Below are 25,732 nucleotides of genomic sequence, written 5' to 3'. Positions count from 1 at the left end.
ATGACCATGAACACACCCGGACCGCTGATGCTTGACGTCGAAAGCTATGAGCTGGACGCCGAAGAACGCGAAATTCTGCAGCATCCGCTGGTGGGCGGACTGATTCTGTTTGCCCGCAACTTCCACGATGTCGAGCAGTTAGCAGAGCTGGTGCGCCAGATTCGCGCCGCTTCGCGCAATCGTCTGGTGGTAGCGGTGGATCAGGAAGGCGGTCGCGTGCAGCGTTTCCGCGACGGCTTCACGCAGCTGCCGGCGATGCAATCGTTCGCCGCGCTGCACGATCTCAATAGTGCCGGTGAACTGGCGCAGCAGGCGGGCTGGCAGATGGCGTCGGAGATGATCGCCATGGACATCGACATCAGTTTCGCGCCGGTGCTCGATATTGGCCACATCAGCGCGGCGATTGGCGATCGTTCATTCCATGAAGATCCGGCCATCGCCCTACAGGTCGCGCGCCGTTTTATCAACGGCATGCATGAAGCCGGCATGAAAACCACCGGCAAACACTTCCCCGGTCACGGTGCGGTCAGTGCCGATTCGCATAAAGAGACGCCGCGCGACAACCGCGATGCCGCCACGCTGCGTCAGCATGACATGGCGATCTTTAAGCAGTTGATCGACGAGCAGCTGCTTGATGCGGTGATGCCGGCGCACGTTATCTATACTGAGGTGGATCCGTTGCCTGCCAGCGGTTCGCCGTATTGGCTGCAAACCGTATTGCGCGAGGAGCTCAGCTTTAACGGCGTGATTTTCTCCGACGACCTGTCGATGGAAGGTGCCGCGGTGATGGGCAGCTACGCCGAACGCGCGCAGCAGTCGCTGAATGCCGGTTGCGATATGATCCTGGTGTGCAATCAACGCGCGGGCGCGGTGAGCGTGCTGGATAACTTGACGCCGATCGGGGCAGAGCGCGTGACGCAGTTATACCATCAAGGGCGTTTTACCCGTCAAAGCCTGCTGGCAAGCGAGCGCTGGCGGCAAAATCAGCGTCAGTTAAGCGCGTTGCAAGAGCGCTGGCTGGCGCACAAAGCCTCGGGCAGATAAGCATCGCTGCCCGGATTTCACTCCACGCTGAGGATAATCATGATCATCTATCTGCACGGTTTTGATTCCAACAGTCCGGGCAACCATGAAAAGGTGCTGCAGCTGCAGTTTATTGACCCGGACGTCAGATTAGTCAGCTACAGCACCCGCCATCCCAAACACGACATGCAGTTTCTGCTGAAAGAGTGCGACAAGCTGCTACAACAGGGCGACGATGCGCATCCGCTGATTTGCGGGGTTGGGCTGGGCGGTTATTGGGCCGAACGCATTGGCTTCCTGTGCGGCATGCGTCAGGTGATCTTCAATCCAAATCTGTTCCCGTTTGAGAACATGGAAGGCAAAATCGATCGCCCGGAAGAGTATCTCGATATCGCCACTAAGTGCGTCAACGATTTCCGCGAAAAGAACCGCGAAAAGTGTCTGGCGATTTTGTCTCGTCAGGACGAAGCGCTGGATAATCAGCGCAGCGCGACGTACCTGCAGCCGTTCTATGAAATTATCTGGGATGACGTAGCCAGCCACAAATTCAAGAACATCGCGCCGCATTTGCAGCGCATCAAAACCTTCAAACTCCTCGCCTGACCGTCCGCGCGCCGTGTGATGCGGCGCATAAAATGTGTAACATTCTGATAATGCAGCTGAAAGATTGATGTACATCAATTTTCTTATGTGATGTCTCTGACGCCGTGATATTCTGCCCTCAGCTCGCGATTTAACGTCGCCAACCCTATGTTTATTAAGGTTTTTATTAACCATTAATTAACTATTGGTTTACAACTTTGAGGGGGGTCTTTGTTGACTACATCTATGGAAAAAATCGTTATCATCGGCGGTGGTGCTGGCGGCTTAGAGCTGGCAACGCAGCTCGGTCACAAGCTGGGACGCAAGAAGAAAGCCGAGATCATCCTGGTCGATCGTAACCACAGTCATCTATGGAAACCGCTGCTGCATGAAGTGGCAACCGGTTCGATGGACGAAGGGATTGATGCGCTAAGCTATCTGGCGCACGCGCGTAATCACGGTTTCCAGTTCCAGCTGGGATCGCTGACGCAAATCAATCGTGAAAACAAAACCCTTGAGCTGGCCGAAATCCGCGATGCGGAAGGCGCACTGTTAGTGCCGCAGCGTGAGCTGGCCTACGATCGTCTGGTCATCGCGCTTGGCAGCACCTCAAATGACTTCGGCACGCCGGGCGTAAAAGATCACTGCATCTTCCTCGACAACCCGCATCAGGCGCGTCGTTTCCATAACGAAATGCTCAACCTGTTCCTGCGTTTCTCGGCCAGCGAAGGCAGCCTGGAAAAAGTCAACATCGCCATTGTCGGCGGCGGCGCCACCGGCGTGGAACTCTCTGCAGAGCTGTATAACGCGGTGAAACAGTTGCACAGCTACGGCTACAAAGGTCTGGATAGCAGCTCGCTGAACGTCACGCTGGTGGAAGCCGGTGAACGCATTCTGCCGGCGCTGCCACCGCGTATCTCGGCGGCGGCGCATCAGGAGCTGACCAAACTTGGCGTACGCGTGTTGACGCAAACCATGGTCACCAGCGCCACCGAAAATGGCTTGAATACCAAAGGCGGCGAATTCATTGATGCCGATCTGATGGTGTGGGCGGCCGGTATCAAAGCGCCAGACTTCCTGAAAGAGATTGGCGGTCTGGAAACCAACCGCATCAATCAGCTGGTGGTAAAAGAGACGCTGCAAACCACGCTGGATGATGACATCTACGCCATTGGTGATTGCGCCTCCTGTGCGCTGCCGGGGGGCGGATTTGTACCGCCGCGCGCGCAGTCAGCGCATCAAATGGCGTCGCGCGCGCTGGAGAACATCCTTGCACAGCGTAAAGACAAACCGTTGAAAGCCTATGTTTATAAAGATCACGGTTCGCTGGTGTCGCTGTCGCGCTTCAGCACCGTCGGCAGCTTGATGGGTAACCTGATGCGCGGATCGATGATGGTGGAAGGGCGCATTGCGCGTTTTGTCTACATCTCTCTATATCGTATGCACCAGATTGCGCTCCACGGATACTTCAAGACCGGTCTTATGATGCTGGTCGGCAGTCTTAACCGCGTCCTGCGTCCGCGTCTCAAGCTGCACTGATGATTTTCGGGCGGTGAATGCCGCCCTACGCCACACCAGCTGCCGTAACCCGCTGAAAACTGCACGTTCAGCTTTAGGTTACGGCACTATTTCATCCGCTCTCGGAACTCTCCTAAAAGCTGGCCCTGATGGGTTTCCGCTGCGTTTCCTCCATTAATCTGATGTTGCAATTACGGTCCATCTGTAAAACTTATCACCAACAAACACGGCGCGGCGCGCACGCCGGTTATGCCTCGGTTACCCAGGATTGGGTAGCGGCAGGAATGCGCGGTAACAACCTTCAGGAGGATATTCCTGTGAATAAATCAATGTTAGCGGGTATCGGTATCGGCGTGGCAGCAGCGTTAGGTGTTGCCGCAGTCGCCAGCATGGATGTTTTCGATCGCGGCCCGCAGTTTGCACAAGTCCTGTCGGCGACGCCGATTAAAGAGAGCATCAAGCAGCCGCGACAGGAGTGTCGCAATGTGACGCTGACCCATCGTCGTGCGGTCCAGGATGAGAATCGCATTGCCGGTTCGGTGCTGGGCGCAGTAGCCGGCGGCGTGTTGGGCCATCAGTTTGGTGGTGGACGCGGACGCGATGTGGCTACGGTAGCGGGCGCGTTAGCTGGCGGTTACGGTGGTAATCAGGTGCAGGGTGCGCTGCAGGATCGCGACACGTACACCACCAACGAGCAGCGTTGCAAAACGGTATATGACAAACAGGAAAAAATGCTGGGTTATGACGTGACCTATAAAATAGGCGACCAGCAGGGCAAAATCCGCATGGAAAACGACCCTGGTACCCGCATTCCGCTCGACCGTAATGGTCAGCTGATCCTCAATTCAAATCAGGCCTAATTGGGCAAAGATGCATCACAGCAGCAGTAACGAAAAAAGCGCCGCAAGGCGCTTTTTTTTATGTGTGAGATCCTCAACGCGCACGGATTCGTAGCGGCGCAATTTGTTGCGCATCATCAATGGCGCACGGAGTCAAAGGCGCGCGATGAATCGCGCCGCTACGATTCCGTGCGGATATCCACTAAACCCGGTTTTTCGCCAGCTCGCTGACAAATCCCTGCACCCACTCCATACGGATTTTCCGGTCCGCCATATCGCGGGTGAACTTCAATCTCGTTGGGCCATCCAGCTTCCATTGCTGAGGATCTTTCTGCAGCAGGCCAATCAGCCAGCCTGGATCGACCTGATTCTGCGGCGCAAACTCGAAGAATCCGCCTTTGTCGCTGGCTTCAATCTTACGAATCCCCAACTCGCGCGCCACTAAACGCAGCCCGGCAACATCCAGCAGATTACGCGCGGCATCCGGCAGCTTGCCGAAGCGGTCAATCATCTCAACCTTCAGTTCCGCCAAATCCTGCTCATCGGCGGCGCTGGCCACGCGCTTGTAGAGCGACAAGCGGGTATTCACATCCGGGATAAAATCATCCGGCAGCAGGGCAGGCATACGCAGTTCAATTTCGGTTTGATTGCTGGTGAGATCTTCCAGCGACGGCTCGCGTCCCGCCTTCAGCGCATCGACCGCGTTCTCCAGCAGCTCCATATACAGCGTGAAGCCGATGGTTTCCATTTGGCCGCTCTGATCCTCGCCGAGCAGCTCACCCGCGCCGCGGATCTCCAGATCGTGGGTTGCCAGCGCAAAACCGGCGCCGAGATCTTCCAGCGACGCGATAGCTTCCAGACGTTTTTGCGCATCAGTGGTCATCGCTTTTGGATGCGGCGTCAGCAGCCACGCATAGGCCTGATGGTGCGAACGTCCCACGCGGCCACGCAGCTGATGCAGCTGCGCCAGACCAAAGTGGTCGGCGCGTTCGATGATAATGGTGTTGGCGCTGGGTACGTCGATACCGGTTTCGATGATGGTGGTACACACCAGCACGTTAAAGCGCTGATGGTGGAAATCATTCATCACCCGCTCGAGATCGCGTTCACGCATCTGACCGTGACCAATGGCAATGCGCGCTTCCGGCACCAGATCGGCCAATCGCTGCGCCGCTTTCTCGATGTTCTCCACGTCATTATAGAGATAGTAAACCTGGCCGCCGCGCAGCACTTCACGCAGGATTGCCTCGCGCACCACCAGGCTGTCGTACTCACGCACAAAGGTTTTCACCGCCATGCGTCGTGCCGGTGGCGTGGCAATAATCGACAGATCGCGCATGCCGCTCATCGCCATATTCAGGGTACGCGGAATCGGCGTGGCGGTGAGCGTCAGGATATCGACATCGGCGCGCATCGCCTTGATCCGCTCTTTATGACGCACGCCAAAGCGGTGCTCTTCATCGACAATTAGCAGGCCGAGATCGTGCCACTTCAGGTCGTTAGACAGCAGCTTATGGGTGCCAATCAGAATATCGACTTTGCCCTCGCGCGCCTGTTCCAGCACCTGACTCTGCTCTTTGGCGGTGCGGAAGCGCGACAGCATCTCAATGCGCACCGGCCAGTTAGCGAAACGATCGCGGAAGTTGTCGTAATGCTGCTGCGCCAGCAGCGTGGTGGGCACCAGCACCGCGACCTGTTTGGCGTTCTCAACCGCCAGAAACGCAGCGCGCATCGCCACTTCGGTTTTACCAAATCCGACGTCGCCACACACCAAACGATCCATCGCCAGCGGCTGACACATGTCGCTCAGCACCGCGTTGATCGCCTGGCCTTGATCCGGCGTGGTTTCAAACGGGAAGCCTTCGCAGAACAGCTGATACTGATCGCGATCGTGCTTAAAGGCAAAGCCGGTTTTGGCTGCGCGCTGAGCGTAAATATCCAGCAGCTCTGCCGCCACGTCGCGCACTTTCTCAGCAGCTTTCTGCCGCGCGCGTGACCAGGCATCGCTGCCAAGTTTATGCAGCGGCGCGTTTTCATCCGCGCCACCGGCATAGCGGCTAATCAGATGCAGTGATGAAACCGGCACGTACAGCTTGGCGTCGCCCGCATAGGAGAGCATCAGATATTCAGCGACGATGCCGCCGGCTTCCAGCGTGGTCAGGCCGATATAACGCCCCACGCCGTGCTCCAGATGCACCACCGGCTGGCCGGGATGCAGCTCGGCGAGGTTGCGGATCAGCACATCAGGATTGATGGTGCGGCGATTATCCTGGCGACGACGACTGACGCGCTCGCCAAGCAGATCGCTTTCGCAAATCAACGCCAGCTGGCGTTGCGTATCGATAAAGCCGCGCTCGCTGGCGCCAATCATCAGGCTAAGCGGCTGATTGGCGGCCTGATCAAAGTGATCGATAGCCTGTGGACGCAGTTTAATGCGCGCCAACAGCTCTTGCAGGCTTTCACGCCGGCCTTCACTCTCAACCGAGAAAATCACCTGACCGCTGAATTGTTCAAGGAACTGACGCAGCAGATCGAGTGGCGCTTTGGCCTGCGCCTGCACCGTCAATTCCGGCAGCGGCTGATAACCGAGATTGGTATTCGCTGCTTTTTCCGGCAGCGTCTCGCTGCTTAACTGCATGCGCGGCCAGGCTTTCAGTTCGCTCATCAGCGTGTCGGGACGCAGCCACAGCGTGACCGGCTCCAGCAGCGGGCGCATCGGATCGATACGGCGATTCTCAAAGCGCGCGTTGGCGTCAAGCCAGAAGCGCTCGGCGCTGGCCAGTAAATCGCCGCTATTGAGCAGCAGCGTATTGGCGGGCAGATAGCTGAACAGCGTCGGCAACGCCTGCTCAAAGAACAGCGGCTGCCAGTATTCGATACCGGCGGGCAGCGTGCCTTTGCTCACCTGCTGATAGACATGCTCCGGCTCGCGCCGTACGTCAAAGGTTTCGCGCCAGCGGCTGCGGAACAGCTCGATGGCGGCTTTATCCGTGGGGAATTCATGCGCCGGCAACAGGTTGATCGCGTTGACCGCCTCCAGCGTGCGCTGCGTATCGACGTCAAACAGACGCAGGCTGTCGATCTCATCGTCAAAGAAGTCGATGCGATAAGGTTGGTCGCTGCCCATCGGGAACAGATCGAGCAGCGCACCGCGCGTGGCGTATTCACCGTGCTCCATCACCTGATCGACGTGGCGATAACCGGCCTGCTCCAGCTGATCGCGCAGCGCATCGCGCGACAGCTTTTGCCCTTGCTGCATTACCAGCGCATGGCCATGCAGGAAGCTGTGCGGACACACGCGCTGCATCAGCGTGTTGACCGGCATAATCAGCATCCCGCGCGTTAAGTTGGGCAGTTGATACAGCGTGGAGAGGCGAGCTGAGATGATGTCCTGATGCGGCGAGAAGCTGTCGTAGGGCAGCGTTTCCCAGTCAGCGAGATGGGTGACCGGCAGATCGGTGAACTGGCGAATCTCCTCCTGCAGACGCAGGGCAGATTGCATATCCGGGGTAATCATCAACACCGGACCGCTGTGGCGTTCGGTGATGCTGGCGCACTCAAGCGCTTGCGCGGCGCCGACGAGCTGGCCGAGCTGGCGATGGTCGCCGGCTTTGACTGGCAGGGTATAACGACTCTGTTCCGACATGGGATCTCGACATTCTCTCCTTGGATTACAGGGCGTCATCATTCCATAATCCGCCCTGAGGATCATCTGTCGTGGTGCGATTTCTCACACTTTTGCCGGTTGAGCTACTTACTCGATTGCTGTGTGTAGTGCATACGTGGGCGGTCGACATTGGCCCAGGACAGCTCTTTCTCCAGATGGTAGCTGTGGTTGCCGTCGTCCCACTTCACGTAATAGCCGGTTGGCGCATCTCCCTGTTCAAAAACGTTGACGATCTCGCCTCTGATTTCTCCCGATTTATGCTTCACGATACTGTTCTTAGGGAATTTGAACATGGTGTACTCCTCGTCGCCTGCGGTAATTCACCTTTAAGTCTACGCCAGCCAATGACGAATAAACGTACAAATAACATCATTAATTTGTCGCAATTTTATGCATAAGCGTTGGCTGGGACGGTTTTTGACACAACTTTGCCGCAGACTCAGAGGGTTAGAGGTTTCATAAAGGGGACGCCTCCTTTATCATCCCACTACTTATTTTCAGGCAACTGCCAAGACGGATCTCATGTATCAACCAGTCGCGTTATTCATCGGTTTACGCTACATGCGTGGACGTGCCTCAGACCGCTTTGGTCGCTTCGTCTCCTGGCTCTCAACTATTGGCATTACGCTCGGCGTGCTGGCGCTGGTCACCGTGTTATCGGTGATGAATGGCTTTGAGCGCGAGCTGGAAGGCAATATCCTCGGCCTGATGCCGCAGGCGCTGATCACCAGCGAAAAAGGCAGCATCAGTCCCAAGGCGTTGCCCGCCGATAATCTCCAACTGCAAGGGGTTAAGTGCATCGCACCGCTGACCACCGCTGATGTGGTGCTACAAAGCGCGCGTAACGTCTCGGTCGGCGTGATGCTCGGCATCAATCCCGACGAACAGGATCCGCTGACGCCATTCCTCGTCAACACCCAACAAAGCGTGCTGCAGCCGGGCCAGTACAACGTCATCCTCGGTGAACAGCTGGCTGCACAGCTGGGCGTGAAGCGCGGCGATCAGCTGCGTCTGATGGTGCCATCGGTCAGCCAGTTCACGCCGGTAGGACGTTTGCCGAGCCAGCGTATTTTCACTGTGGCTGGCACCTATGCCGCCAACAGCGAAGTGGATGGCTATCAAATTCTGGTCAATCAGCAGGATGCGTCACGCGTGATGCGCTATCCGCTCGGCAACATCACCGGCTGGCGTTTGTGGCTGGATAAGCCGTTAAGCGTTGATGCGCTCAGCCAGCAGAAACTGCCGGAGGGGCTGACGTGGAAAGACTGGCGCGAACGCAAAGGCGATCTGTTCCAGGCGGTACGCATGGAAAAAAACATGATGGGGCTGCTGCTGAGCCTGATCATCGCGGTGGCGGCTTTTAATATCATTACCTCGCTGGGCCTGCTGATCATGGAGAAGCAGGGCGAAGTGGCCATTTTGCAAACGCTGGGTTTAACCCGCCGCCAGATTGTCGCGGTGTTTATGGTGCAGGGCGCCAGCGCGGGCATTATTGGCGCGCTGCTGGGCACCGTGCTTGGCGTGCTGCTTGCCAGCCAGCTGAATAACTTGATGCCGGTGATTGGTCTGTTCCTTGATGGCGCGGCGCTGCCGGTCGACATCAATGTGTTGCAGGTGATCACCATTGCGCTGGTCTCAATGGCCGTCGCGCTGCTTTCTACCCTTTATCCGTCGTGGCGCGCTGCCGCCGTCCAACCCGCTGAGGCTTTACGTTATGAGTAATACTCCTTTGTTGCAGTGTCGTGACCTGTGCAAACGCTATCAGGAAGGCAGCGTGCAGACCGATGTGCTGCGCAATGTGGCTTTCAGCCTGCAGCCGGGTGAACTGACGGCGATTGTCGGCAGCTCCGGTTCGGGTAAAAGTACCTTACTGCATCTGCTTGGCGGTCTGGATGCGCCGACTTCCGGCGATGTGATTTTTGATGGTAAATCGCTGAATGCGATGTCGTCGGCCGCGAAAGCCGAGCTGCGCAACCGTGAGCTGGGCTTTATCTATCAGTTCCACCATCTGCTGCCGGATTTTAGCGCGCTGGAGAACGTGGCGATGCCGCTGCTGATTGGCAAAATTGGCAAAGCGGAAGCGGAATCACGCGCGCGTGAAATGCTGGCGGCGGTCGGGCTGGAAAAACGTGCTGCGCATCGGCCTTCTGAGCTGTCGGGCGGTGAACGTCAGCGTGTGGCGATTGCCCGCGCGCTGGTGAATCGTCCGCGGCTGGTGATGGCCGATGAACCTACCGGTAACCTCGATGCGCGCAACGCCGACGCGATTTTTGAACTGCTCGGCGAGCTGAACGTTAAACAGGGCACCGCTTTTCTGGTAGTGACGCACGATCTGCAGCTGGCGAAACGCCTGAGCCGGCAGATGGAGATGCGCGACGGTGAGCTGAGCGACCAACTGACGCTGGGAGTGATCTGATGGCTTCGTCATTATCCCTGCTGCTCGGGCTGCGTTTTAGCCGCGGTCGGCGGCGTGGTGGCATGGTCTCGCTGATCTCCATCATCTCCACCATCGGCATTGCGCTGGGCGTGGCGGTGCTGATCATCGGCCTGAGCGCCATGAACGGCTTTGAGCGTGAGCTGAATAACCGCATTCTGGCGGTGGTACCGCACGGTGAAATCGAGCCGGTGAATCAGCCGTTCCGTAACTGGCAACCGATGATCGCGCCGATTGAGCAGGTGGCCGGCATTGCCGCCGCAGCGCCCTATATCAACTTCACCGGGCTGATTGAGAGCGGCGCAAAGCTGCAGGCGCTGCAGGTGAAAGGCGTCGATCCGCAGCAGGAAGCGCGTCTTAGCGCCTTGCCGAGCTTTGTTGCCGGAGATGCATGGTCGCAGTTCGCGGCTGGTAAACAGCAAATCATTCTGGGTGGCGGCATCGCTAAATCGCTCAACGTGAAACAGGGCGACTGGATCACCATCATGATCCCCAATAATGATGGCGAGAATAAGCTGCTGCAGCCGAAACGTATTCGTCTGCAGGTCAGCGGCGTGCTGCAACTGAGCGGCATGCTTGATCACAGCCTGGCGCTGGTGCCGCTGGCCGATGCGCAGAAATATCTGGATATGGGCGACAGCGTCAGCGGTATTGCGCTGAAGATGAATGACCCGTTCCAGGCGCAGAAGTTGATACATGACGCCGGTGAAGTGACGCACTCTTACGTCTACATCAAGAGCTGGATTGGCACTTATGGCTACATGTACCGTGACATCCAGATGATTCGCGCCATTATGTATTTAGCCATGGTGCTGGTGATTGGCGTGGCCTGCTTTAACATCGTCTCGACGCTGGTGATGGCGGTGAAAGATAAGAGCAGCGACATCGCGGTACTGCGCACGCTGGGGGCCAAAGATGGTTTGATCCGCGCCATCTTTATCTGGTACGGCTTGCTGGCGGGCCTGCTCGGCAGCGTCAGCGGCGTGGTGGTCGGCGTGCTGGTAGCGCTCAATCTCACGCCGGTGATGCGCGTGTTTGAGCACCTGACCGGGCATCAGCTGCTGGCGGGCGATATCTACTTTATCGATTTCCTGCCGTCCGAACTGCACTGGATTGATGTGATTTCGGTGCTGGCCACCGCGATTGTCCTGAGCCTGATTGCCAGCTGGTATCCGGCACGACGCGCCAGCCGTATCGATCCGGCCCGCGTACTCAGCGGTCAGTAAAGATAAAACGCAGCCGCTGTACGGCTGCTATTATCGGGCAGAGTAGCCCGAAAAATCCCCGATGCGCGGCAATAAACGCCGCAGATAAGGAGCTTTTATGCGCATACCGCGCCGCCGCCTACGACTCGCCCGCGACAAAAAAAACCGCCGCAAGGTGCATCAGCGCTTTCGGCAGCGCATCTTCGAGCGCGATCGCAAAGCTGAACTGGCCGCGCATCCGCAACCGCGCGTGGTGGTGCTGACTGGCGCGGGGATCTCCGCCGAATCCGGTATTCGCACTTTCCGCGCCGCCGATGGCTTGTGGGAAGAGCATCGCGTAGAAGATGTCGCCACGCCGGAAGGTTTTCAACGCAATCCGGTGCTGGTGCAGGCGTTTTACAACGCGCGGCGTCAACAGCTGCAGCAGCCAGAAATTCAGCCTAACGCCGCGCACAAAGCGCTGGCGGAACTGGAGCAGGTGCTGGGCGATAACTTCCTGCTGGTGACGCAGAATATCGATAACCTGCACGAACGCGCCGGCAGCCAGCGCGTGCTGCATATGCACGGTGAACTGTTGAAAGTGCGCTGCGTCAGCAGTGGACAAGTGCTGGACTGGACCGAAGATTTAACCGCGGACGATCGCTGCACCTGCTGCCAGTTCCCGGCCATGCTGCGCCCGCACATCGTGTGGTTCGGCGAAATGCCGCTGGGGATGGAAGAGATTTATCAGGCGATTGAGCAGGCGAATCTGTTTATCGCCATTGGCACGTCGGGCCATGTCTATCCCGCCGCCGGTTTTGTCCACGAAGCGAAACTGCAGGGCGCGCATACTGTGGAGCTGAATCTGGAACCGAGCCAGGTCGGCAATGAGTTTGCCGAGCGTCATTACGGCTTAGCAAGCGAAGTGGTGCCGGAGTTTGTGCATACGTTTTTGCGTGGGTTGTATAAGTAGATTTGTGCGCGCTTTACCTCATCCCAACCTTCTCCCAGAGGGAGAAGGGGCTAGACGGAACCCTCTCCCGCTTGCGAGAGAGGGCAGAGTGAGGGGAAGCCGCAGAGAGTTAACGTCCCGCCTTCAGCTTCTGGAACAACGTCTCATACTGCACGCTGGCGTCACCGACATCGTTTTGCCACTCGCCGTTTTTGATCACATCCTCAGCAGGATAAAGCGAAGGATCGCTGGCCACTTCCTGCGGCAGTAACTTCTTCGCTGCCAGGTTTGGCGTGGGATAGCCGATGGTTTCCGCCACCTGTGCCGCCACATCCGGACGCAGCAGGAAGTTAATCAGCTTCAGCGCGCCTTCACGATTTTTCGCATTGGCCGGAATCGCCAGGTTATCCATCCAGAAAATCCCGCCTTCCCGCGGCCAGATAATCTGCAGCGGCGTGCCCGCCTGACGCGCCACGTAGGCGGAACCGTTCCAGATCATCCCAACGTTCACTTCGCCTTCCATAAACGGATTTCCTGGATTATCGGAGTTAAACGCCAGCACGTTAGGCATCAGCTTTTTTAACTCTTCATAAGCGGCTTCGATCTGCTTGGGATCGCGGGTGTTGCCCGAATAGCCCAGCTTACGCAGCGCCATCTGGAACACTTCACGCGCATCGTCGGTCAGCAGCAGGCTTTGCTTATACTCAGGCTTCCACAAATCGGCCCAGCGGGTAATGCTTTTGGCATCCACTTCGTCAGTGTTGATGCCAATGGCGGTCGCGCCCCAGATATAGGGGATCGAGTAATCATTGTTAGGATCAAACGGCTTGTTGAGCAGGTTAGGATCGAGGTTTTTGAAGTTGCTGAGCTGGGTTTTATCGATCTTTTGCAGCATGCCTTCATTACGCATTTTGGCGACGAAGTAGGTTGAAGGCACCACCAAATCGTAGGCGCCATCTTTCCAGGTCTTCAGCTTGGCATACATGCTTTCATTGGATTCGTAGGTGGAGTAAATCACCTTGATGCCGGTCTCTTTGGTGAACTGCTCCAGCAGTCCCGGCGGCACGTATTCGGTCCAGTTATAGAAGTAGAGCGTTTTGCCGGCGTCCGCCTGCGCGCTCTGCATGCCCAATGCCAGCGCCCCAGCCGCCAGCCAGTGAGACCACTTTTTCATCGATTATCCTCTATTTGGTTTTATCACGGAGCAACAGCTGACTGAGCGCCACCAACAGCAGCGACAGCAGCAGCAAAATTGTCGCCAGCGCGTTCACTTCCGGTGACACGCCAACTTTCACCATCGAATAGATTTTTAACGGCATAATTTCGAAGCTCGGGCCGGTGACGAACGACGATACCACGACATCGTCCATCGACAGCGTAAAGCTCAGCAGCCAACCCGCTGCGACCGCCGGCAGCGCCAGCGGCAGCAGAATTTTGCGCAAAATGGTGACTTCGCTGGCACCAAGATCTTTGGCGGCTTCCAGCATGCGCACATCAAACCCTTTCAGGCGCGAATAGACGGTGATGACCACAAACGGCAGGCAGAAGGTGATATGCGAGAACAGCAGCGACCAGAAGCCCAGCGAAATGCCCAGCAGCATAAACAGCACCAGCAGCGAAATCGCCATCACGATATCCGGCGACATCATCACCACAAACAGCATGCCGCTGACGAACGGTTTACCACGGAAGCGATAGCGATAGAGCGCGACGGCGGTCAGCGAGCCGATAATCGTGGCGCAGCTGGCAGAGAGCACGCCCATCAGCAATGAATGTTGTGCCGCCTGAATCAGGCTGTCGTTATTCATCAGCAGGCGATACCACTGCGTGCTGAAGCCCTGCCAGTTAATGCCGAAACGCGAACGGTTGAAGGAGTTGACGATCAGAATGATGATCGGGATATAAAACCAGGCATAAATCACGGCCATGAAGCCGCCACGTAACCAGCGCGCCATCATTGCAGTTCCACCTTGTTGTTCAGCATACGCGCTGCGCGCCAGTAAGCCAGCAGCATCAGCCCCATCAGCAGCGTCATCACAATGCTGGTGGCAGCACCGAACGGCCAGTCACGGATATTCAGGAACTGGCTCTTGATCACGTTGCCAATTAACAGGTTTTTCGCGCCGCCCAGCAAATCCGCTACAAAGAACAAGCCCATCGCCGGGATAAACACCAGCAGGCAACCGGCGACAATGCCTGGCATGGTGAGCGGCAGAATGATGCGTAAAAAGGTTTTTACTTTGTTCGCGCCAAGATCGCGCGCCGCTTCGAGGCAGGATTTATCCAGCTTTTCCAGGCTGGAGTAGAGCGGCAGCACCATAAACGGCAGCAGAATGTAGATCAGCCCCAGAATCACCGCTTCCGAGGTGTACATGATGCGAAACGGTTTATCGATCACCCCAAGCCACAGCAAAAATTCATTCAGCCAGCCGCGCGTGCTGAGGAAGATTTTCAGACCGTAGATACGGATCAGCGAGTTGGTCCAGAACGGCACAATCAGCAGGAACAGCATCAGCGGACGCAGGCGCGCCGGCAGTTTCATCAGACACCAGGCAAACGGATAACCGAGCAGCAGGCAGCACAGCGTGGCGATCAACGCCATATTTAGCGAGTGCAGCAGCACATCAGCGTAGAGCGGATCGAGCAGCCGCGTGTAGTTATTGAGGGTGAAGGCCATACTGACAAAATGCGCATCATCGCGCGTCAGGAAGCTGGTGGCGAAAATCATCAGGTTAGGCAGCAGCACAAACAGCGTTAGCCAACTGACGATCAGCGCGACAATGACTTTCTGCAGGCGGTTACGCATCAACTTCATACGGCAACACCACCTCCCAGTTGGCGACCCAGCTGACGGCCATTTTCTGGTTCAGCGAGTGATCAAAATCGGGATCGTCTTCGTTAAAGAACTCGCTCACCGTCAGCAGCTTGCCGTTCTCCAGCTCAACGGTGGATTCCAGCGTCATGCCTTTATAGTTGCGCTCGCGCACGTAGCCGATCAGGTTGTCGCTGCGGCTGTCGTGATCGATCTCTTCGACGCGCAGATCTTCCGGGCGCAGCAGCACGTGCAGTTTATCGCCGACGCTGACCGGGAAATCACATTGCAGCGTGCATTCAAGGCCTTCCACGCGCGCGCGGATTGTAGGCGCATGTTCGCTGTTCAGCACCTCGGCATCGAACACGTTAATCTCGCCAATAAAGCGCGCCACAAACAGGTTGGCGGGCTCTTCGTAAATCTCGCGTGGCGTGCCGTCCTGTTCGATGCGGCCATCGCGCATTACCACGATACGATCGGACATGGTCAGCGCCTCTTCCTGATCGTGCGTCACAAACACAAAGGTGATGCCAAGCTTACGCTGTAGCGCTTTGAGCTCGTTTTGCATCTGGCGCCGCAGCTTGTAATCCAGCGCCGACAGCGACTCGTCCAGCAGCAGCACTTTCGGGCGATTGACCACCGCGCGCGCAATCGCCACGCGCTGCTGCTGACCGCCCGAAAGCTGATGCGGACGGCGATCGGCAAAACTCTCCAGCTGCACCATCGCCAGCGCATCGTTAACGCGCATGGTGATCTCCGCCGCCGGGGTTTTCTGCATGCGCAGGCCAAAGGCGACGTTCTCAAACACCGACATGTGCGGGAACAGCGCGTAGCTCTGAAACACGGTGTTAATGTGGCGATGCTCGGCGGGCAGATCGGTGATGTCGTTGTCATCAAGAGTGATATGACCGCGATCGGCCGCTTCCAGCCCGGCAATCAAGCGTAAAATGGTGGTTTTTCCGCAGCCGGAAGGGCCAAGCAGCGTGATGAACTCGCCGTGACGGATGGTCAGGTCAAAGTCAGAGATGATGGTTTTGCCATCAAAAGCTTTACTGATGCCAGAAAGCGTAACCAGCGCAGGCGCGCGTGTTTGCGTCATTTTAGTCACTCAGTCTGATGGTGAATCAGGTTACAGCATAGCCGCTGGTGGCCGCTTGCTGTGATGAAGGGCGCGATGATACCGCAAAAATGTGTCAATGCCATGTTTTGCCACGGATTTACCTTGAAAACTCTCAAAAATGCCGGAGTATGCGTAACGGATAAGTCGGACAGGCGCGAGTGAGCGAATTTTCAACGCAAGTCACGTTGAGAGAGCTAACCTGAAGGATAATGATTTGACGCAACATGGTGCCATTTGGTCACCATGATAATGACGCAGGTTCTTTAGAGGGATGACAGATGGATCAATTACTTGAGCGTTTTCTCAGTTATGTTGCAGTAGAAACTCAGTCAAAACCTCAGGCACGACAGGTGCCAAGCAGCGAAGGGCAGTGGACGCTGGCGCGTCAATTACAGGAAGAACTTATCGCGCTGGGCTTTGTTGATGTCTCTCTGAGCGATCACTGCTGTGTGATGGGCACCTTACCGGCTAACGTTGATTGGGCCACGCCGGTGATCGGCTTTATTTCGCACATGGACACCTCACCGGATTTTACCGCCAAAAACGTCAATCCGCAGATTATTGAAAACTATCGCGGTGGCGATATCGCGCTCGGTAACGGTGATGAAATTCTGTCACCGGTGATGTTCCCGGTTCTGCATAAGCTGATCGGTCATACGCTGATCACCACCGATGGCAAAACGCTGCTCGGTGCGGATGATAAAGCCGGTATCGCCGAGATCATGACCGCGATGGCGCGTCTGGCAAAAGGGGATACGCCACACGGTGCGATTCGCGTGGCCTTTACACCGGATGAAGAGATTGGTCGCGGCGCGTCGCACTTCGACGTCGAAGGCTTTGCCGCCGATTGGGCGTATACCGTTGATGGCAGCGATCTCGGCGAGTTCGAGTTCGAGAACTTCAATGCCGCTACCGCGATGGTTAAAATCACCGGCAACAACGTGCATCCGGGCAGCGCTAAAAATGTGATGGTCAATGCGCTGGATCTGGCGATGCGCTTCCACGCGGAACTGCCAGCCAAAGAGAAGCCGCAGTATACCGACGGCTATGAAGGCTTCTTCCATCTGCATACCATTAAAGGCACGGTTGAGCACGCCGAGCTGATGTATCTGATCCGCGATTTTGATGCCGACAGCTATGAACAGCGTAAACAGCTGCTGGAAGAGATTGGTCAGCGCGTCAGCAAAGGGCTGCAAAGCGAATGTTCGGTGAAAGTGGAGATCAGCGACAGTTATCGCAACATGCGCGAGAAAGTCGAACCGCATCCGCACATTATTGAGCTGGCGCTGCAGGCGATGCGCGATTGCGGCATCGAACCGAACGTCAAACCGATTCGCGGCGGCACCGACGGCTCTGCGCTGTCGTGGAAAGGATTGCCATGTCCGAACCTGTTCACCGGCGGCTACAACTATCACGGCAAGCACGAGTTCGCCTCATTCAATGTGATGGCGCAGTCGGTGGATGTGATTGTGCGTTTGGCTGAGCTGGCGGGGCAGAAGAAGGGCTGATGGTGATTGCTTAGCGCGGGTTGTCCCCCATCCCGGCCTTCCCCCATAAATGGGGGAAGGAGACGCTGCCCCATGCAGCTCCCAACTCCCTACTCACATATTGCAGCATCTTCCTCCCCCATTTATGGGGGAGGACCGAGGAGGGGGACAGCGAGCACAGTCCGAGCACCCACCGAGGAGGGGGACAGCGAGCACCTACCGAGCACCCACCGAGTTTTAGAAACCCCGAGACAGATTGAAACTTACTCGCCGAAGAACCAATACCCGCTATTCACCAACGCCGCCAGCTGCGCCAGCAGTGAAGGGTCATCCAGCGCATCGCCGAAATCTTCCAGCGTCAGCACGTGATTGTGCGCCAATGCCGCCAGCACATGCGGATGGCTGCTGGTGACCGATTCACCGTTCACAAACACCACATCGCCAATGGTCAATACGCGCAGGCCGCCGAGCCGCGTCAGCGCATCGCCTTGCTGCAATGCATCGTAGATTTCGTCCGGTTGATACGGCGGCTCCGGCGGTGCGACGTCCAGCTCATGACGCGACTGAGAAATAAACTCGCCAAACCACTGATTAAACTGCTCCGGCTGGTTAATCACATCCATCATGACTTTGCGGATGCCTTCCAGTTCTGACGGCAGAATTTGCGATGGGCATTCACGCGATGGCACATCGGGATCGCTGTAGCGGTAGCTGCCCAATTCGTTGGCCAGCATGTGATCGGCAAAACCGCTGATCAGCTCGCGACCGTTCGGTGCGCGGAAGCCGACCGAATAGTTGATGGCGTTTTCCAGCGAATAGCCTTCGTGCGGGAATCCTGGCGGAATATAGAGAATATCGCCGGGCTCCATCTCTTCATCGATGATGGCGTCGAAAGGCTCAACCTGCAGCAGATCCGGATGCGGGCAGTGCTGTTTCAACGGCACTTTTTCACCCACGCGCCAGCGACGGCGGCCAGTGCCCTGAATGATAAACACATCGTACTGATCGAAATGCGGACCGACGCCGCCTCCCGGCACGGCAAACGAGATCATCAGGTCGTCAACACGCCAGTCGGGCAGAAAACGGAACGGGCGCATCAGTGCGGCAGAAGGTTCATGCCAATGGTTGACCGCCTGCACCAGCAGCGACCAGTTGCTCTCACCGAGATGATCGTAGCTTTCAAACGGGCCGTGGCTGACTTGCCATTTGCCCTCGTTATGGCTGACAAGACGGCTATCGACCTCATTTTCCATCGCCAGACCGGCCAGCTCGTCAGGAGAAATAGGATCGACGAAGTTTTTAAATCCACGTTTAAGCACCACCGGGCGTTTCTGCCAGTAGCGCTGAATAAAGTCGGGCCAGTTGATATCGAGCTGATAGTCCATATGAGGAGTCCGTTTGCTGCAAAGAATGATGGCAAGTATAACAGCCCGCGTCCCTTTCTACTCGCGGTGATGCTCGACTTCCTGGCGCTGGAAAATCACTTCCATGCGCGCGCCGCCGAGCGGGCTGGTGGTGGCGATCACCTGGCCGGCGTACTGTTCGAGGATGTCGCGCACCACGGCTAAACCTAATCCCTGGCCGGGACGCAAAGTGTCGGCACGTTGACCGCGCACGAAGATCAGATCGCGTTTGCTTTCCGGGATGCCGGGGCCGTCATCATCAATAAACAGATGCAAAGTGTTGTCGGTTTGTCGTGCGGTGACTTCAATAAATTCGAGGCAATATTTGCAGGCGTTATCCAGCACGTTGCCGAGCACTTCCATAAAGTCATTTTTATCGCCGATAAAGGTCAGCTCCGGCGAGATATCCAACGTGATCGCCACGCCCTTGCGTTGATAGACTTTATTCAGTGCCGAGCACAGGCTATCGAGCAGCGCCGAAACCGAATGCAAATCGCGCTGCAGAGGATTGTGATCGGCCTGCATGCTGGCGCGATGCAGGTAATAACCAATCTGCTGCGAGATGCGGCTGATCTGCTCCAGCATCACCGGTTCGGCCTGTTCAATGGTTAACTCTTTACCATTGCGTAACGATCGCAGCGTACTTTGCAGCACTGCCAGCGGGGTTTTCAGGCTATGGGTGACATCCGACAAGGTGGTGCGATAGCGCGTGTAGCGTTGACGTTCGTTGGTCAGCAGCAGGTTAAGATTGCGCACCAGACTGCGTAACTCTTGCGGCGGATTGTCATCAAGATTCTCGCGCTGACCGGTTTCCAGCTCGCGCACCTGCGAAGTGAGATCGCCAATCGGCCGCAAACTCCAGTGCGCCGCCAGCCACAGCAGCGGGATCACCAGCAGCAGATTGGCCGCCAGCACATAGCTAAACCACGACCACACCACATCGGAATGCTGCAACTCTTGCGGAATTGAGTCGACCACCACAATGGTCAGCGCCGGTAAGTTGGTGGTGGCATCGTAGCGATTGACCGCGACCGAGTGGGTGAAGGTGTCACTGCTGTCGCTATCCAGCGCGTGCAGCCGCTCTTTCGCCTGCGGGTTGTTGCCCATCGCCGCCATGCTGGTGCGATTGCTGGTATCGATTTCGTAGAAATCGGGCTTGAGCAGCCATTCACGATGAATCTTTTTGCGGATTTCGGGCACATCGCGCTGCTGCCACAGCAGTTTGCCGCGTTCATCGTAGATAAAGACCAGCGTGGGGAAATTGAGCGTCATGCGCTCCGGCTGGCCGATGGTGAGCTGATTGTCGTGCCACTGCGCCAGCGTGAAGAACAGATTGCTCTCGCCGCGCATCACGCGATAGGTATTTTTATCGAAACTGACGACATAGCCAACCACCGCGACCATGCCGTAGGAGAGTGACAAAAACAACACGATCGCCGCGGTCGCCAGCAGAAAACGAGCGCGGAGAGAGAAGGGGCGTAAACGCCGGAACCACGTCATAAATCAGAGATCAAAGCGATAGCCCTGGCCGCGTACGGTGTTGATCACTTCGGTTGGATAGAGTGAGAGAATTTTTTTACGCAGACGGCCCATCAACACGTCGATGGTGTGACTTTCGCGCAGTTCGGCATCCGGATAGAGCTGCAGCATCAGCGAATCTTTGCTCACCACTTTACCCGCGTTGCGAATCAGGGTTTCGACGATGGTGTATTCGAAAGCGGTCAATTTTACCGGTTCATCTTGCACCGTCAGTTCGCGGCGAGAGAGATCGACCTGGAACGGCGGCATAGAGATAATTTGCGACGCGTGTCCGCTGTTGCGACGCATCAGCGCCTGCAAGCGTGCAGCCACTTCTTCAATGTGGAACGGCTTAGTGACGTAGTCGTCGGCACCCGCTTCCAGCGCTTCCACTTTGGCCTGCCAGCCTTCACGCGCGGTTAAGACCAGAATCGGTTGACGTACCGCATCGGTGCGCCAGCGGCGAATCAGCGACATGCCATCTTCATCGGGCAAACCGAGATCGACCAGTGCGATGTCGGGGACATGTTCTTGCAGGAAATAATCCGCTTCTTTGGCATCTTCTGCGGCGTCGACCTGATGGCCCATTTCACGCAATTGCACGGCGAGGTGATGGCGTAGCAGCGCATTATCTTCCACAACCAGAACACGCATAGTATTTCCTTAGCTTCGAACGTAGTGATGATGAGGAGAGTATACGCAAAGCCAGCTAAACCAGAGAACAACCAGGCGCGCGAAACGCGCCTGGCCACCGCATTACTTCAAATCATCAACCATCTGAATCGCACGGCCGAGGTAGTTGGCTGGCGTCATCTGCTTCAGACGCACTTTTTCCTCTTCCGGCAGTTCGAGGCTATCGATAAAGGTTTGCATACCGGCAGCATCAACGCGTTTACCGCGCGTCAGCTCTTTCAGCTTCTCGTACGGTTTTTCGATACCGTAACGACGCATCACGGTTTGGATCGGCTCAGCCAGTACTTCCCAGTTGTGATCCAGCTCGTCCAGCAGACGATCGCGGTTCACTTCCAGTTTAGAGATGCCTTTCAGTGTGGCTTGATAAGCGATCAGCGCATAACCAATGCCCACGCCAAGGTTACGCAGCACGGTGGAATCGGTCAGGTCGCGCTGCCAGCGTGACACCGGCAGTTTGCTCGCCAGATGCTGCATCATGGCGTTAGCCAGGCCGAGGTTGCCTTCGGAGTTTTCGAAGTCAATCGGGTTCACTTTGTGCGGCATGGTGGACGAACCGATTTCACCGGCGATGGTTTTCTGCTTGAAGTGATTGAGCGCGACGTAGCCCCAGATATCACGATCAAAGTCGATCAGAATGGTGTTGAAGCGCGCGATGCAATCAAACAGTTCTGCGATGTAATCGTGCGGCTCGATCTGCGTAGTGTACGGGTTCCAGGTGAGACCTAAGGAGGTTACAAACTGCTCACTCAGCTGGTGCCAATCCACTTCCGGGTAAGCGGAGATGTGGGCGTTATAGTTACCGACCGCACCGTTGATTTTACCCAGCACGTCAATTTTGCTCAGCTGACGCAACTGGCGCTCGAGACGGTATGCCACGTTCGCCATCTCTTTACCCATGGTTGACGGCGTTGCCGGCTGGCCATGGGTGCGCGACAGCAGCGGAATGTCACGGTATTCGTGTGCCAGACCTTTAACAGCATCGATCAGTTGGTTCCAGAACGGCACGATCACATCACGACGAGCGGTTTCCAGCATCAGCGCATGCGACAGGTTGTTGATATCTTCGGAGGTACAGGCGAAGTGAATGAATTCAGACACCGCATGCAGCGCGGGTACATCGGCCACTTTCTCTTTCAGGAAATACTCCACGGCTTTGACGTCGTGGTTGGTGGTGCGCTCGATGGTTTTGATGCGTGCCGCGTCTTCTTCGCTGAAATTGGCGACAATGGCATCAAGGAAAGCGTTTGCGTCGGCATCAAATGCAGGAACTTCCTTGATCTCGACAGTCGTGGCCAATTTTTGTAACCAGCGAACCTCAACCTCAACGCGGAATTTCAGCAAACCGAACTCGCTGAAAATGGCGCGCAGTGGGCTGACTTTATCGCCGTAACGACCATCGACAGGTGAAACGGCGGTCAGAGAGGATAATTCCATCAGTGCAACTCCTGAATCGTTTAACAATTATGCCGGGGCGGCGCTTAATACGCCGGGCCCAGGCGGGATAAAATGGTTTTAGCTTCGCTCAGCAAGCGCTGGCGCGAGAACATCAGCTGCAGACGGCCACCGCCAACCTGCTGCCATAACACCGCAGAGCGAATGCCGGCCAGCAGGGCGGCGCGCACTTTACTCTGCACTTGTGAATTCTGTAGCACCTGCGGTGAACCTGTCACCTGAATGCGCGGGCCCAGCGGGCTAATCACATCCACATAAATGCCGGCCATTGCGCTGATGATGGTGTCCGATTCCAGCTCGTAATGCGCCAGCTGGCGGTCAAGCTGGCCGATGCGTTGTGCCAGCGTGTTCATCGCGGTTTTGTTGCCATGCAGCTTACGCTCCAGCACCATCATGCTTAAGGTATAACGGGTCAGTTCAGCGCTGGCACCCTGACGATTGCTGCTGTTGAGCACCGCCATCAAGGTCTCTAATCCAACCTTTAAATTGGCTTCGTCGTTGCCAAACACTGCCAGCGTCGAACCGGGATTGAGATCGATCAGGCTGCGCAGCGACACATTCATTGCCGCGTTATTGCAATTTCCCTGCTGCGCGAGCTGTTGCACCACATGGGCGGCCTGGCATACGCCCGCCAGCGCCAGCGTAATCTCATAATAGTTCTTAGCCACGCTTAACTCCTGTCATCGCGTCGGGCAGCGCCGACCTTAGGCTTCTGCCAGAGGCAGGCGTTGTTCGATAATGCCGCCGCCGAGGCACACTTCACCGAGATAGAACACGGCGGATTGGCCTGGCGTGACGGCCGCAACCGGCTCGTCAAAACGGACTTCAATACGGTCATCGCCGTGCGGAATAATTTCACACGGAATGTCGGTCTGGCGATAGCGGGTTTTCACCGTGCAGCGCAGCGGCGCGGTCATTGGCTGGCGATCAACCCAGTGCAGCTGTTGGGCAATCAACCCCACGGACATCAGGCGCGGATGCTCGCCGCCTTGCGCCACGATCAGGCGATTGCGCGCCACATCTTTATCGACCACATACCAGGGATCGTCGTTGCTCTCTTTACGGCCGCCGATGCCCAGCCCCTTACGCTGGCCGAGCGTGTGGTACATCAAGCCCTGATGTTCACCGACGATTTCGCCGTCAACGGTTTCGATTTCGCCCGGCTGCGCAGGCAGATAACGACCAAGGAAGTCGCGGAACTTGCGCTCACCGATAAAGCAAATGCCGGTGGAATCTTTCTTTTTCGCGGTGATCAGATCCAGCTGCTCAGCGATGCGGCGCACTTCCGGCTTATCCAGTTCGCCAACCGGGAACAAGCTTTGCGCGATCTGCTGGTGGCTGAGCGTGTAAAGGAAATAGCTCTGATCTTTGTTGCCATCGAGGCCGCGCAGCAGGCGGCTTTGGCCATCCACATCCTGACGGCGCACGTAGTGGCCGGTGGCGATGAAGTCTGCGCCGAGATCATCCGCCGCGAATTCGAGGAAGGCTTTGAACTTGATCTCTTTGTTGCACAGGATGTCAGGATTCGGCGTGCGGCCGGCTTTGTACTCTTCCAGGAAGTGCTCGAACACGTTATCCCAGTACTCAGCGGCGAAGTTGATTTTGTGCAGTTTGATGCCGAGTTTGTCACACACGGCTTGTGCGTCAGCCAGATCATCGGCGGCGGTGCAATACTCCTCGCCATCGTCTTCCTCCCAGTTCTTCATGAACAGGCCTTCAACCTGGTAGCCCTGCTGCTGCAGTAACCAGGCGGAAACGGAAGAATCGACGCCGCCGGACATTCCGACGATCACTTTTTTCTGGCTGTTGTCAGACATGACGCACTCTTAAATTACGATAAAAACAGGCGGCGCATTCTATCATGCAGAAGCGGGGCGCGCACCCTCATGAAACGGCCACTGGAACGGCGCGACCAGATGCAGCGGATAACGCTCGCCTTGTTGCCACAGTCGCACGCTCTCTGCCACTAACGGCGAACGCAGGCGATTGGCCGTCAGAATCTGCTCTGGCGGCAGCCACCAGCAGCAGTCGATGTCGCGATCGTGCGGCGAGGTATCGACTTTTTCGGCCAGATCGAGGCCAAACAGGAAACGCACAAAAGGTGTATCGTCCGGCGCAATCCACTGCTGCACGCCGAGGAAATATTCAGGTTTGGCTTCAATGCCGGTCTCTTCAAACAGTTCACGCTGGGCGGCTTCGAGAAGGGTCTCATTGGCCTCAAGATGCCCGGCGGGCTGGTTCCAGGTAATACGACCGTGCACGCGCTCTTCAACCACCAGCAAATGTCCCTGTGCCTGCACAATACAGGCGACCGTTACATGAGGTTTAAACATCCTTCCTCCGAAATTGTTAACTAAAAGTTATTAAATGGCTACACTGATATCGCGCCATTCACCCGGGGGCAAATCGCCTAACTGATGTTCGCCCATCGCAAAGCGAATCAGGCGCAATGTCGGAAAGCCGATGTGTGCCGTCATGCGGCGCACCTGGCGATTTCGTCCCTCAAACAAGGTGATTTTCAGCCAGCTGGTGGGAATCGCTTTGCGTTCACGAATCGGCGGCTGGCGCGGCCATAGCCACTCTGGCTCGCCCACTAACTCAATCCCTGCCGGCAAAGTGGGGCCATCGTTCAGCGTCACGCCGCTGCGTAACAGGGATAAATCTGATTCCTGCGGCGCACCTTCCACCTGCACAAAATAGACCTTTCCGGTGCGCTTGCCGGGCTGCGTCAGCGCGGCCTGCAGCGCGCCATCGTTGGTCAAAATCATCAATCCTTCGCTGTCGCGATCGAGTCTGCCAGCGGCGTAGACGTCGCTCACCGGCACAAAATCCTTCAGCGTGCGGCGTCCGGCTTCATCACTGAATTGCGGCAAAACATCGAATGGTTTGTTAAAGAGTATGACGCGTCTTGGGCCTTTCGGACGGGTATCGCGGCGCACGGGCTTACGTGCCGGGGCGCTTGCGCGCTTATCCTGGTGAATTCGTTGAGAAGTTTTTCGCATGGGCTTTGCAGTCGGAAACATTCGGCGCATTATAGCGCGAAACTAC

The 25,732-nt window shown here is 56.6% G+C and carries 23 protein-coding genes; 9 read left to right on the top strand and 14 right to left on the bottom strand.

The window, feature by feature from the left end; genetic code table 11:
- From nagZ to ACVLVH_RS15260, 4 genes are all read left to right on the top strand, one after another.
- On the top strand, window positions 1–1,044 hold the full coding sequence (gene nagZ / locus ACVLVH_RS15275; protein WP_110865936.1) for a beta-N-acetylhexosaminidase: 1,044 nt from the start codon (window positions 1–3) through the stop codon (window positions 1,042–1,044).
- Window positions 1,045–1,083: 39 nt separating this feature from the next.
- Window positions 1,084–1,626, top strand: coding sequence for an alpha/beta hydrolase YcfP (ycfP, locus tag ACVLVH_RS15270; RefSeq protein WP_309835157.1), 543 nt, complete (start codon window positions 1,084–1,086; stop codon window positions 1,624–1,626).
- Window positions 1,627–1,839: 213 nt separating this feature from the next.
- Window positions 1,840–3,144 carry an NAD(P)/FAD-dependent oxidoreductase gene (locus tag ACVLVH_RS15265; protein ID WP_085982480.1) on the top strand — a complete coding sequence of 435 codons (1,305 nt, stop codon included), beginning with the start codon at window positions 1,840–1,842 and terminating at the stop codon, window positions 3,142–3,144.
- 296 nt (window positions 3,145–3,440) lie between these two features.
- Window positions 3,441–3,983, top strand: coding sequence for a glycine zipper 2TM domain-containing protein (locus ACVLVH_RS15260; RefSeq protein WP_007885735.1), 543 nt, complete (start codon window positions 3,441–3,443; stop codon window positions 3,981–3,983).
- 181 nt (window positions 3,984–4,164) lie between these two features.
- On the opposite strand, the gene mfd is transcribed toward ACVLVH_RS15260, so the two are convergent.
- Complete coding sequence (mfd, locus tag ACVLVH_RS15255) at window positions 4,165–7,608, bottom strand: transcription-repair coupling factor (protein ID WP_222181813.1); 3,444 nt, start codon at window positions 7,606–7,608, stop codon at window positions 4,165–4,167.
- Window positions 7,609–7,712: 104 nt separating this feature from the next.
- The gene (locus tag ACVLVH_RS15250; RefSeq protein WP_064740896.1) at window positions 7,713–7,922 is read right to left on the bottom strand and encodes a hypothetical protein; all 210 of its coding nucleotides are present in this window, start codon (window positions 7,920–7,922) and stop codon (window positions 7,713–7,715) included.
- Between the two features lie 229 nt (window positions 7,923–8,151).
- Here ACVLVH_RS15250 and lolC point away from each other — a divergent pair, with 229 nt between their 5' ends.
- The 4 genes from lolC to cobB all read left to right on the top strand — a co-directional run bounded on the left by lolC (window position 8,152) and on the right by cobB (window position 12,220).
- Window positions 8,152–9,351 (top strand): lipoprotein-releasing ABC transporter permease subunit LolC, encoded by a 1,200-nt coding sequence (lolC, locus tag ACVLVH_RS15245; protein WP_192413641.1) that lies wholly within the window; start codon window positions 8,152–8,154, stop codon window positions 9,349–9,351.
- A complete protein-coding gene (gene lolD / locus ACVLVH_RS15240; protein ID WP_008103026.1) occupies window positions 9,344–10,045 on the top strand; it encodes a lipoprotein-releasing ABC transporter ATP-binding protein LolD in 702 nt (233 codons plus the stop codon). The genes lolC and lolD overlap by 8 nt, the downstream gene beginning before the upstream one ends.
- Window positions 10,045–11,289, top strand: a complete 1,245-nt coding sequence (lolE, locus tag ACVLVH_RS15235) for a lipoprotein-releasing ABC transporter permease subunit LolE (protein WP_192413639.1) — start codon at window positions 10,045–10,047, stop codon at window positions 11,287–11,289. The genes lolD and lolE overlap by 1 nt, the downstream gene beginning before the upstream one ends.
- A gap of 97 nt (window positions 11,290–11,386) precedes the next feature.
- Window positions 11,387–12,220, top strand: coding sequence for a Sir2 family NAD+-dependent deacetylase (cobB, locus tag ACVLVH_RS15230; RefSeq protein WP_312464065.1), 834 nt, complete (start codon window positions 11,387–11,389; stop codon window positions 12,218–12,220).
- 109 nt (window positions 12,221–12,329) lie between these two features.
- On the opposite strand, the gene potD is transcribed toward cobB, so the two are convergent.
- From potD to potA, 4 genes are read right to left on the bottom strand one after another with little or no spacing between them, the layout of a single operon-like run.
- Window positions 12,330–13,373, bottom strand: a complete 1,044-nt coding sequence (potD, locus tag ACVLVH_RS15225; RefSeq protein ID WP_192413637.1) for a spermidine/putrescine ABC transporter substrate-binding protein PotD — start codon at window positions 13,371–13,373, stop codon at window positions 12,330–12,332.
- Window positions 13,374–13,383: 10 nt separating this feature from the next.
- Complete coding sequence (gene potC / locus ACVLVH_RS15220; RefSeq protein ID WP_498949667.1) at window positions 13,384–14,157, bottom strand: spermidine/putrescine ABC transporter permease PotC; 774 nt, start codon at window positions 14,155–14,157, stop codon at window positions 13,384–13,386.
- A complete protein-coding gene (potB, locus tag ACVLVH_RS15215) occupies window positions 14,154–15,014 on the bottom strand; it encodes a spermidine/putrescine ABC transporter permease PotB (RefSeq protein WP_192413635.1) in 861 nt (286 codons plus the stop codon). Before potB ends, potC begins: the two co-directional genes overlap by 4 nt.
- On the bottom strand, window positions 14,998–16,110 hold the full coding sequence (potA, locus tag ACVLVH_RS15210; protein WP_192413632.1) for a spermidine/putrescine ABC transporter ATP-binding protein PotA: 1,113 nt from the start codon (window positions 16,108–16,110) through the stop codon (window positions 14,998–15,000). The genes potB and potA overlap by 17 nt, the downstream gene beginning before the upstream one ends.
- 299 nt (window positions 16,111–16,409) lie before the next feature.
- On the opposite strand from potA, the gene pepT reads away from it, so the two are divergent.
- Complete coding sequence (gene pepT / locus ACVLVH_RS15205) at window positions 16,410–17,639, top strand: peptidase T (protein WP_498949664.1); 1,230 nt, start codon at window positions 16,410–16,412, stop codon at window positions 17,637–17,639.
- Between the two features lie 242 nt (window positions 17,640–17,881).
- On the opposite strand, the gene ACVLVH_RS15200 is transcribed toward pepT, so the two are convergent.
- The 8 genes from ACVLVH_RS15200 to rluE form a co-directional block, all read right to left on the bottom strand.
- Window positions 17,882–19,003 (bottom strand): ribosomal protein uL16 3-hydroxylase, encoded by a 1,122-nt coding sequence (locus ACVLVH_RS15200; protein ID WP_101760811.1) that lies wholly within the window; start codon window positions 19,001–19,003, stop codon window positions 17,882–17,884.
- A 57-nt stretch (window positions 19,004–19,060) separates the two neighbouring features.
- Complete coding sequence (gene phoQ / locus ACVLVH_RS15195) at window positions 19,061–20,521, bottom strand: two-component system sensor histidine kinase PhoQ (protein WP_101760810.1); 1,461 nt, start codon at window positions 20,519–20,521, stop codon at window positions 19,061–19,063.
- Between the two features lie 3 nt (window positions 20,522–20,524).
- Window positions 20,525–21,193: a two-component system response regulator PhoP gene (gene phoP / locus ACVLVH_RS15190; protein ID WP_101760808.1), complete on the bottom strand. Its 669-nt coding sequence runs from the start codon at window positions 21,191–21,193 to the stop codon at window positions 20,525–20,527.
- A 102-nt stretch (window positions 21,194–21,295) separates the two neighbouring features.
- Window positions 21,296–22,666: an adenylosuccinate lyase gene (purB, locus tag ACVLVH_RS15185; RefSeq protein ID WP_101760807.1), complete on the bottom strand. Its 1,371-nt coding sequence runs from the start codon at window positions 22,664–22,666 to the stop codon at window positions 21,296–21,298.
- A gap of 44 nt (window positions 22,667–22,710) precedes the next feature.
- Window positions 22,711–23,352 carry a high frequency lysogenization protein HflD gene (gene hflD / locus ACVLVH_RS15180; protein WP_222233269.1) on the bottom strand — a complete coding sequence of 214 codons (642 nt, stop codon included), beginning with the start codon at window positions 23,350–23,352 and terminating at the stop codon, window positions 22,711–22,713.
- A 36-nt stretch (window positions 23,353–23,388) separates the two neighbouring features.
- On the bottom strand, window positions 23,389–24,501 hold the full coding sequence (gene mnmA / locus ACVLVH_RS15175; protein ID WP_110865945.1) for a tRNA 2-thiouridine(34) synthase MnmA: 1,113 nt from the start codon (window positions 24,499–24,501) through the stop codon (window positions 23,389–23,391).
- A 42-nt stretch (window positions 24,502–24,543) separates the two neighbouring features.
- On the bottom strand, window positions 24,544–25,017 hold the full coding sequence (locus ACVLVH_RS15170; protein WP_101760804.1) for an NUDIX domain-containing protein: 474 nt from the start codon (window positions 25,015–25,017) through the stop codon (window positions 24,544–24,546).
- A gap of 30 nt (window positions 25,018–25,047) precedes the next feature.
- A complete protein-coding gene (gene rluE, locus ACVLVH_RS15165; RefSeq protein ID WP_371419600.1) occupies window positions 25,048–25,686 on the bottom strand; it encodes a 23S rRNA pseudouridine(2457) synthase RluE in 639 nt (212 codons plus the stop codon).
- Window positions 25,687–25,732: the final 46 nt, after the last annotated feature.

The organism is Kluyvera sp. 1366 (assembly GCF_054823405.1).
Note: the sequence above shows the minus strand (reverse complement) of the source record. Positions and strands in the feature narration are given on the sequence as shown.

Excerpts from the sequence above, each read along its gene's own strand:
- nagZ (WP_110865936.1), top strand. The coding sequence starts at position 1 with ATGACCATGAACACACCCGGACCGCTGATGCTTGACGTCGAAAGCTAT.
- ycfP (WP_309835157.1), top strand. The coding sequence starts at position 1,084 with ATGATCATCTATCTGCACGGTTTTGATTCCAACAGTCCGGGCAACCAT.
- mfd (WP_222181813.1), bottom strand. The coding sequence starts at position 7,608 with ATGTCGGAACAGAGTCGTTATACCCTGCCAGTCAAAGCCGGCGACCAT.
- ACVLVH_RS15250 (WP_064740896.1), bottom strand. The coding sequence starts at position 7,922 with ATGTTCAAATTCCCTAAGAACAGTATCGTGAAGCATAAATCGGGAGAA.
- lolC (WP_192413641.1), top strand. The coding sequence starts at position 8,152 with ATGTATCAACCAGTCGCGTTATTCATCGGTTTACGCTACATGCGTGGA.
- lolD (WP_008103026.1), top strand. The coding sequence starts at position 9,344 with ATGAGTAATACTCCTTTGTTGCAGTGTCGTGACCTGTGCAAACGCTAT.
- lolE (WP_192413639.1), top strand. The coding sequence starts at position 10,045 with ATGGCTTCGTCATTATCCCTGCTGCTCGGGCTGCGTTTTAGCCGCGGT.
- cobB (WP_312464065.1), top strand. The coding sequence starts at position 11,387 with ATGCGCATACCGCGCCGCCGCCTACGACTCGCCCGCGACAAAAAAAAC.
- potD (WP_192413637.1), bottom strand. The coding sequence starts at position 13,373 with ATGAAAAAGTGGTCTCACTGGCTGGCGGCTGGGGCGCTGGCATTGGGC.
- potC (WP_498949667.1), bottom strand. The coding sequence starts at position 14,157 with ATGATGGCGCGCTGGTTACGTGGCGGCTTCATGGCCGTGATTTATGCC.
- potB (WP_192413635.1), bottom strand. The coding sequence starts at position 15,014 with ATGAAGTTGATGCGTAACCGCCTGCAGAAAGTCATTGTCGCGCTGATC.
- potA (WP_192413632.1), bottom strand. The coding sequence starts at position 16,110 with ATGACGCAAACACGCGCGCCTGCGCTGGTTACGCTTTCTGGCATCAGT.
- pepT (WP_498949664.1), top strand. The coding sequence starts at position 16,410 with ATGGATCAATTACTTGAGCGTTTTCTCAGTTATGTTGCAGTAGAAACT.
- ACVLVH_RS15200 (WP_101760811.1), bottom strand. The coding sequence starts at position 19,003 with ATGGACTATCAGCTCGATATCAACTGGCCCGACTTTATTCAGCGCTAC.
- phoQ (WP_101760810.1), bottom strand. The coding sequence starts at position 20,521 with ATGACGTGGTTCCGGCGTTTACGCCCCTTCTCTCTCCGCGCTCGTTTT.
- phoP (WP_101760808.1), bottom strand. The coding sequence starts at position 21,193 with ATGCGTGTTCTGGTTGTGGAAGATAATGCGCTGCTACGCCATCACCTC.
- purB (WP_101760807.1), bottom strand. The coding sequence starts at position 22,666 with ATGGAATTATCCTCTCTGACCGCCGTTTCACCTGTCGATGGTCGTTAC.
- mnmA (WP_110865945.1), bottom strand. The coding sequence starts at position 24,501 with ATGTCTGACAACAGCCAGAAAAAAGTGATCGTCGGAATGTCCGGCGGC.
- ACVLVH_RS15170 (WP_101760804.1), bottom strand. The coding sequence starts at position 25,017 with ATGTTTAAACCTCATGTAACGGTCGCCTGTATTGTGCAGGCACAGGGA.
- rluE (WP_371419600.1), bottom strand. The coding sequence starts at position 25,686 with ATGCGAAAAACTTCTCAACGAATTCACCAGGATAAGCGCGCAAGCGCC.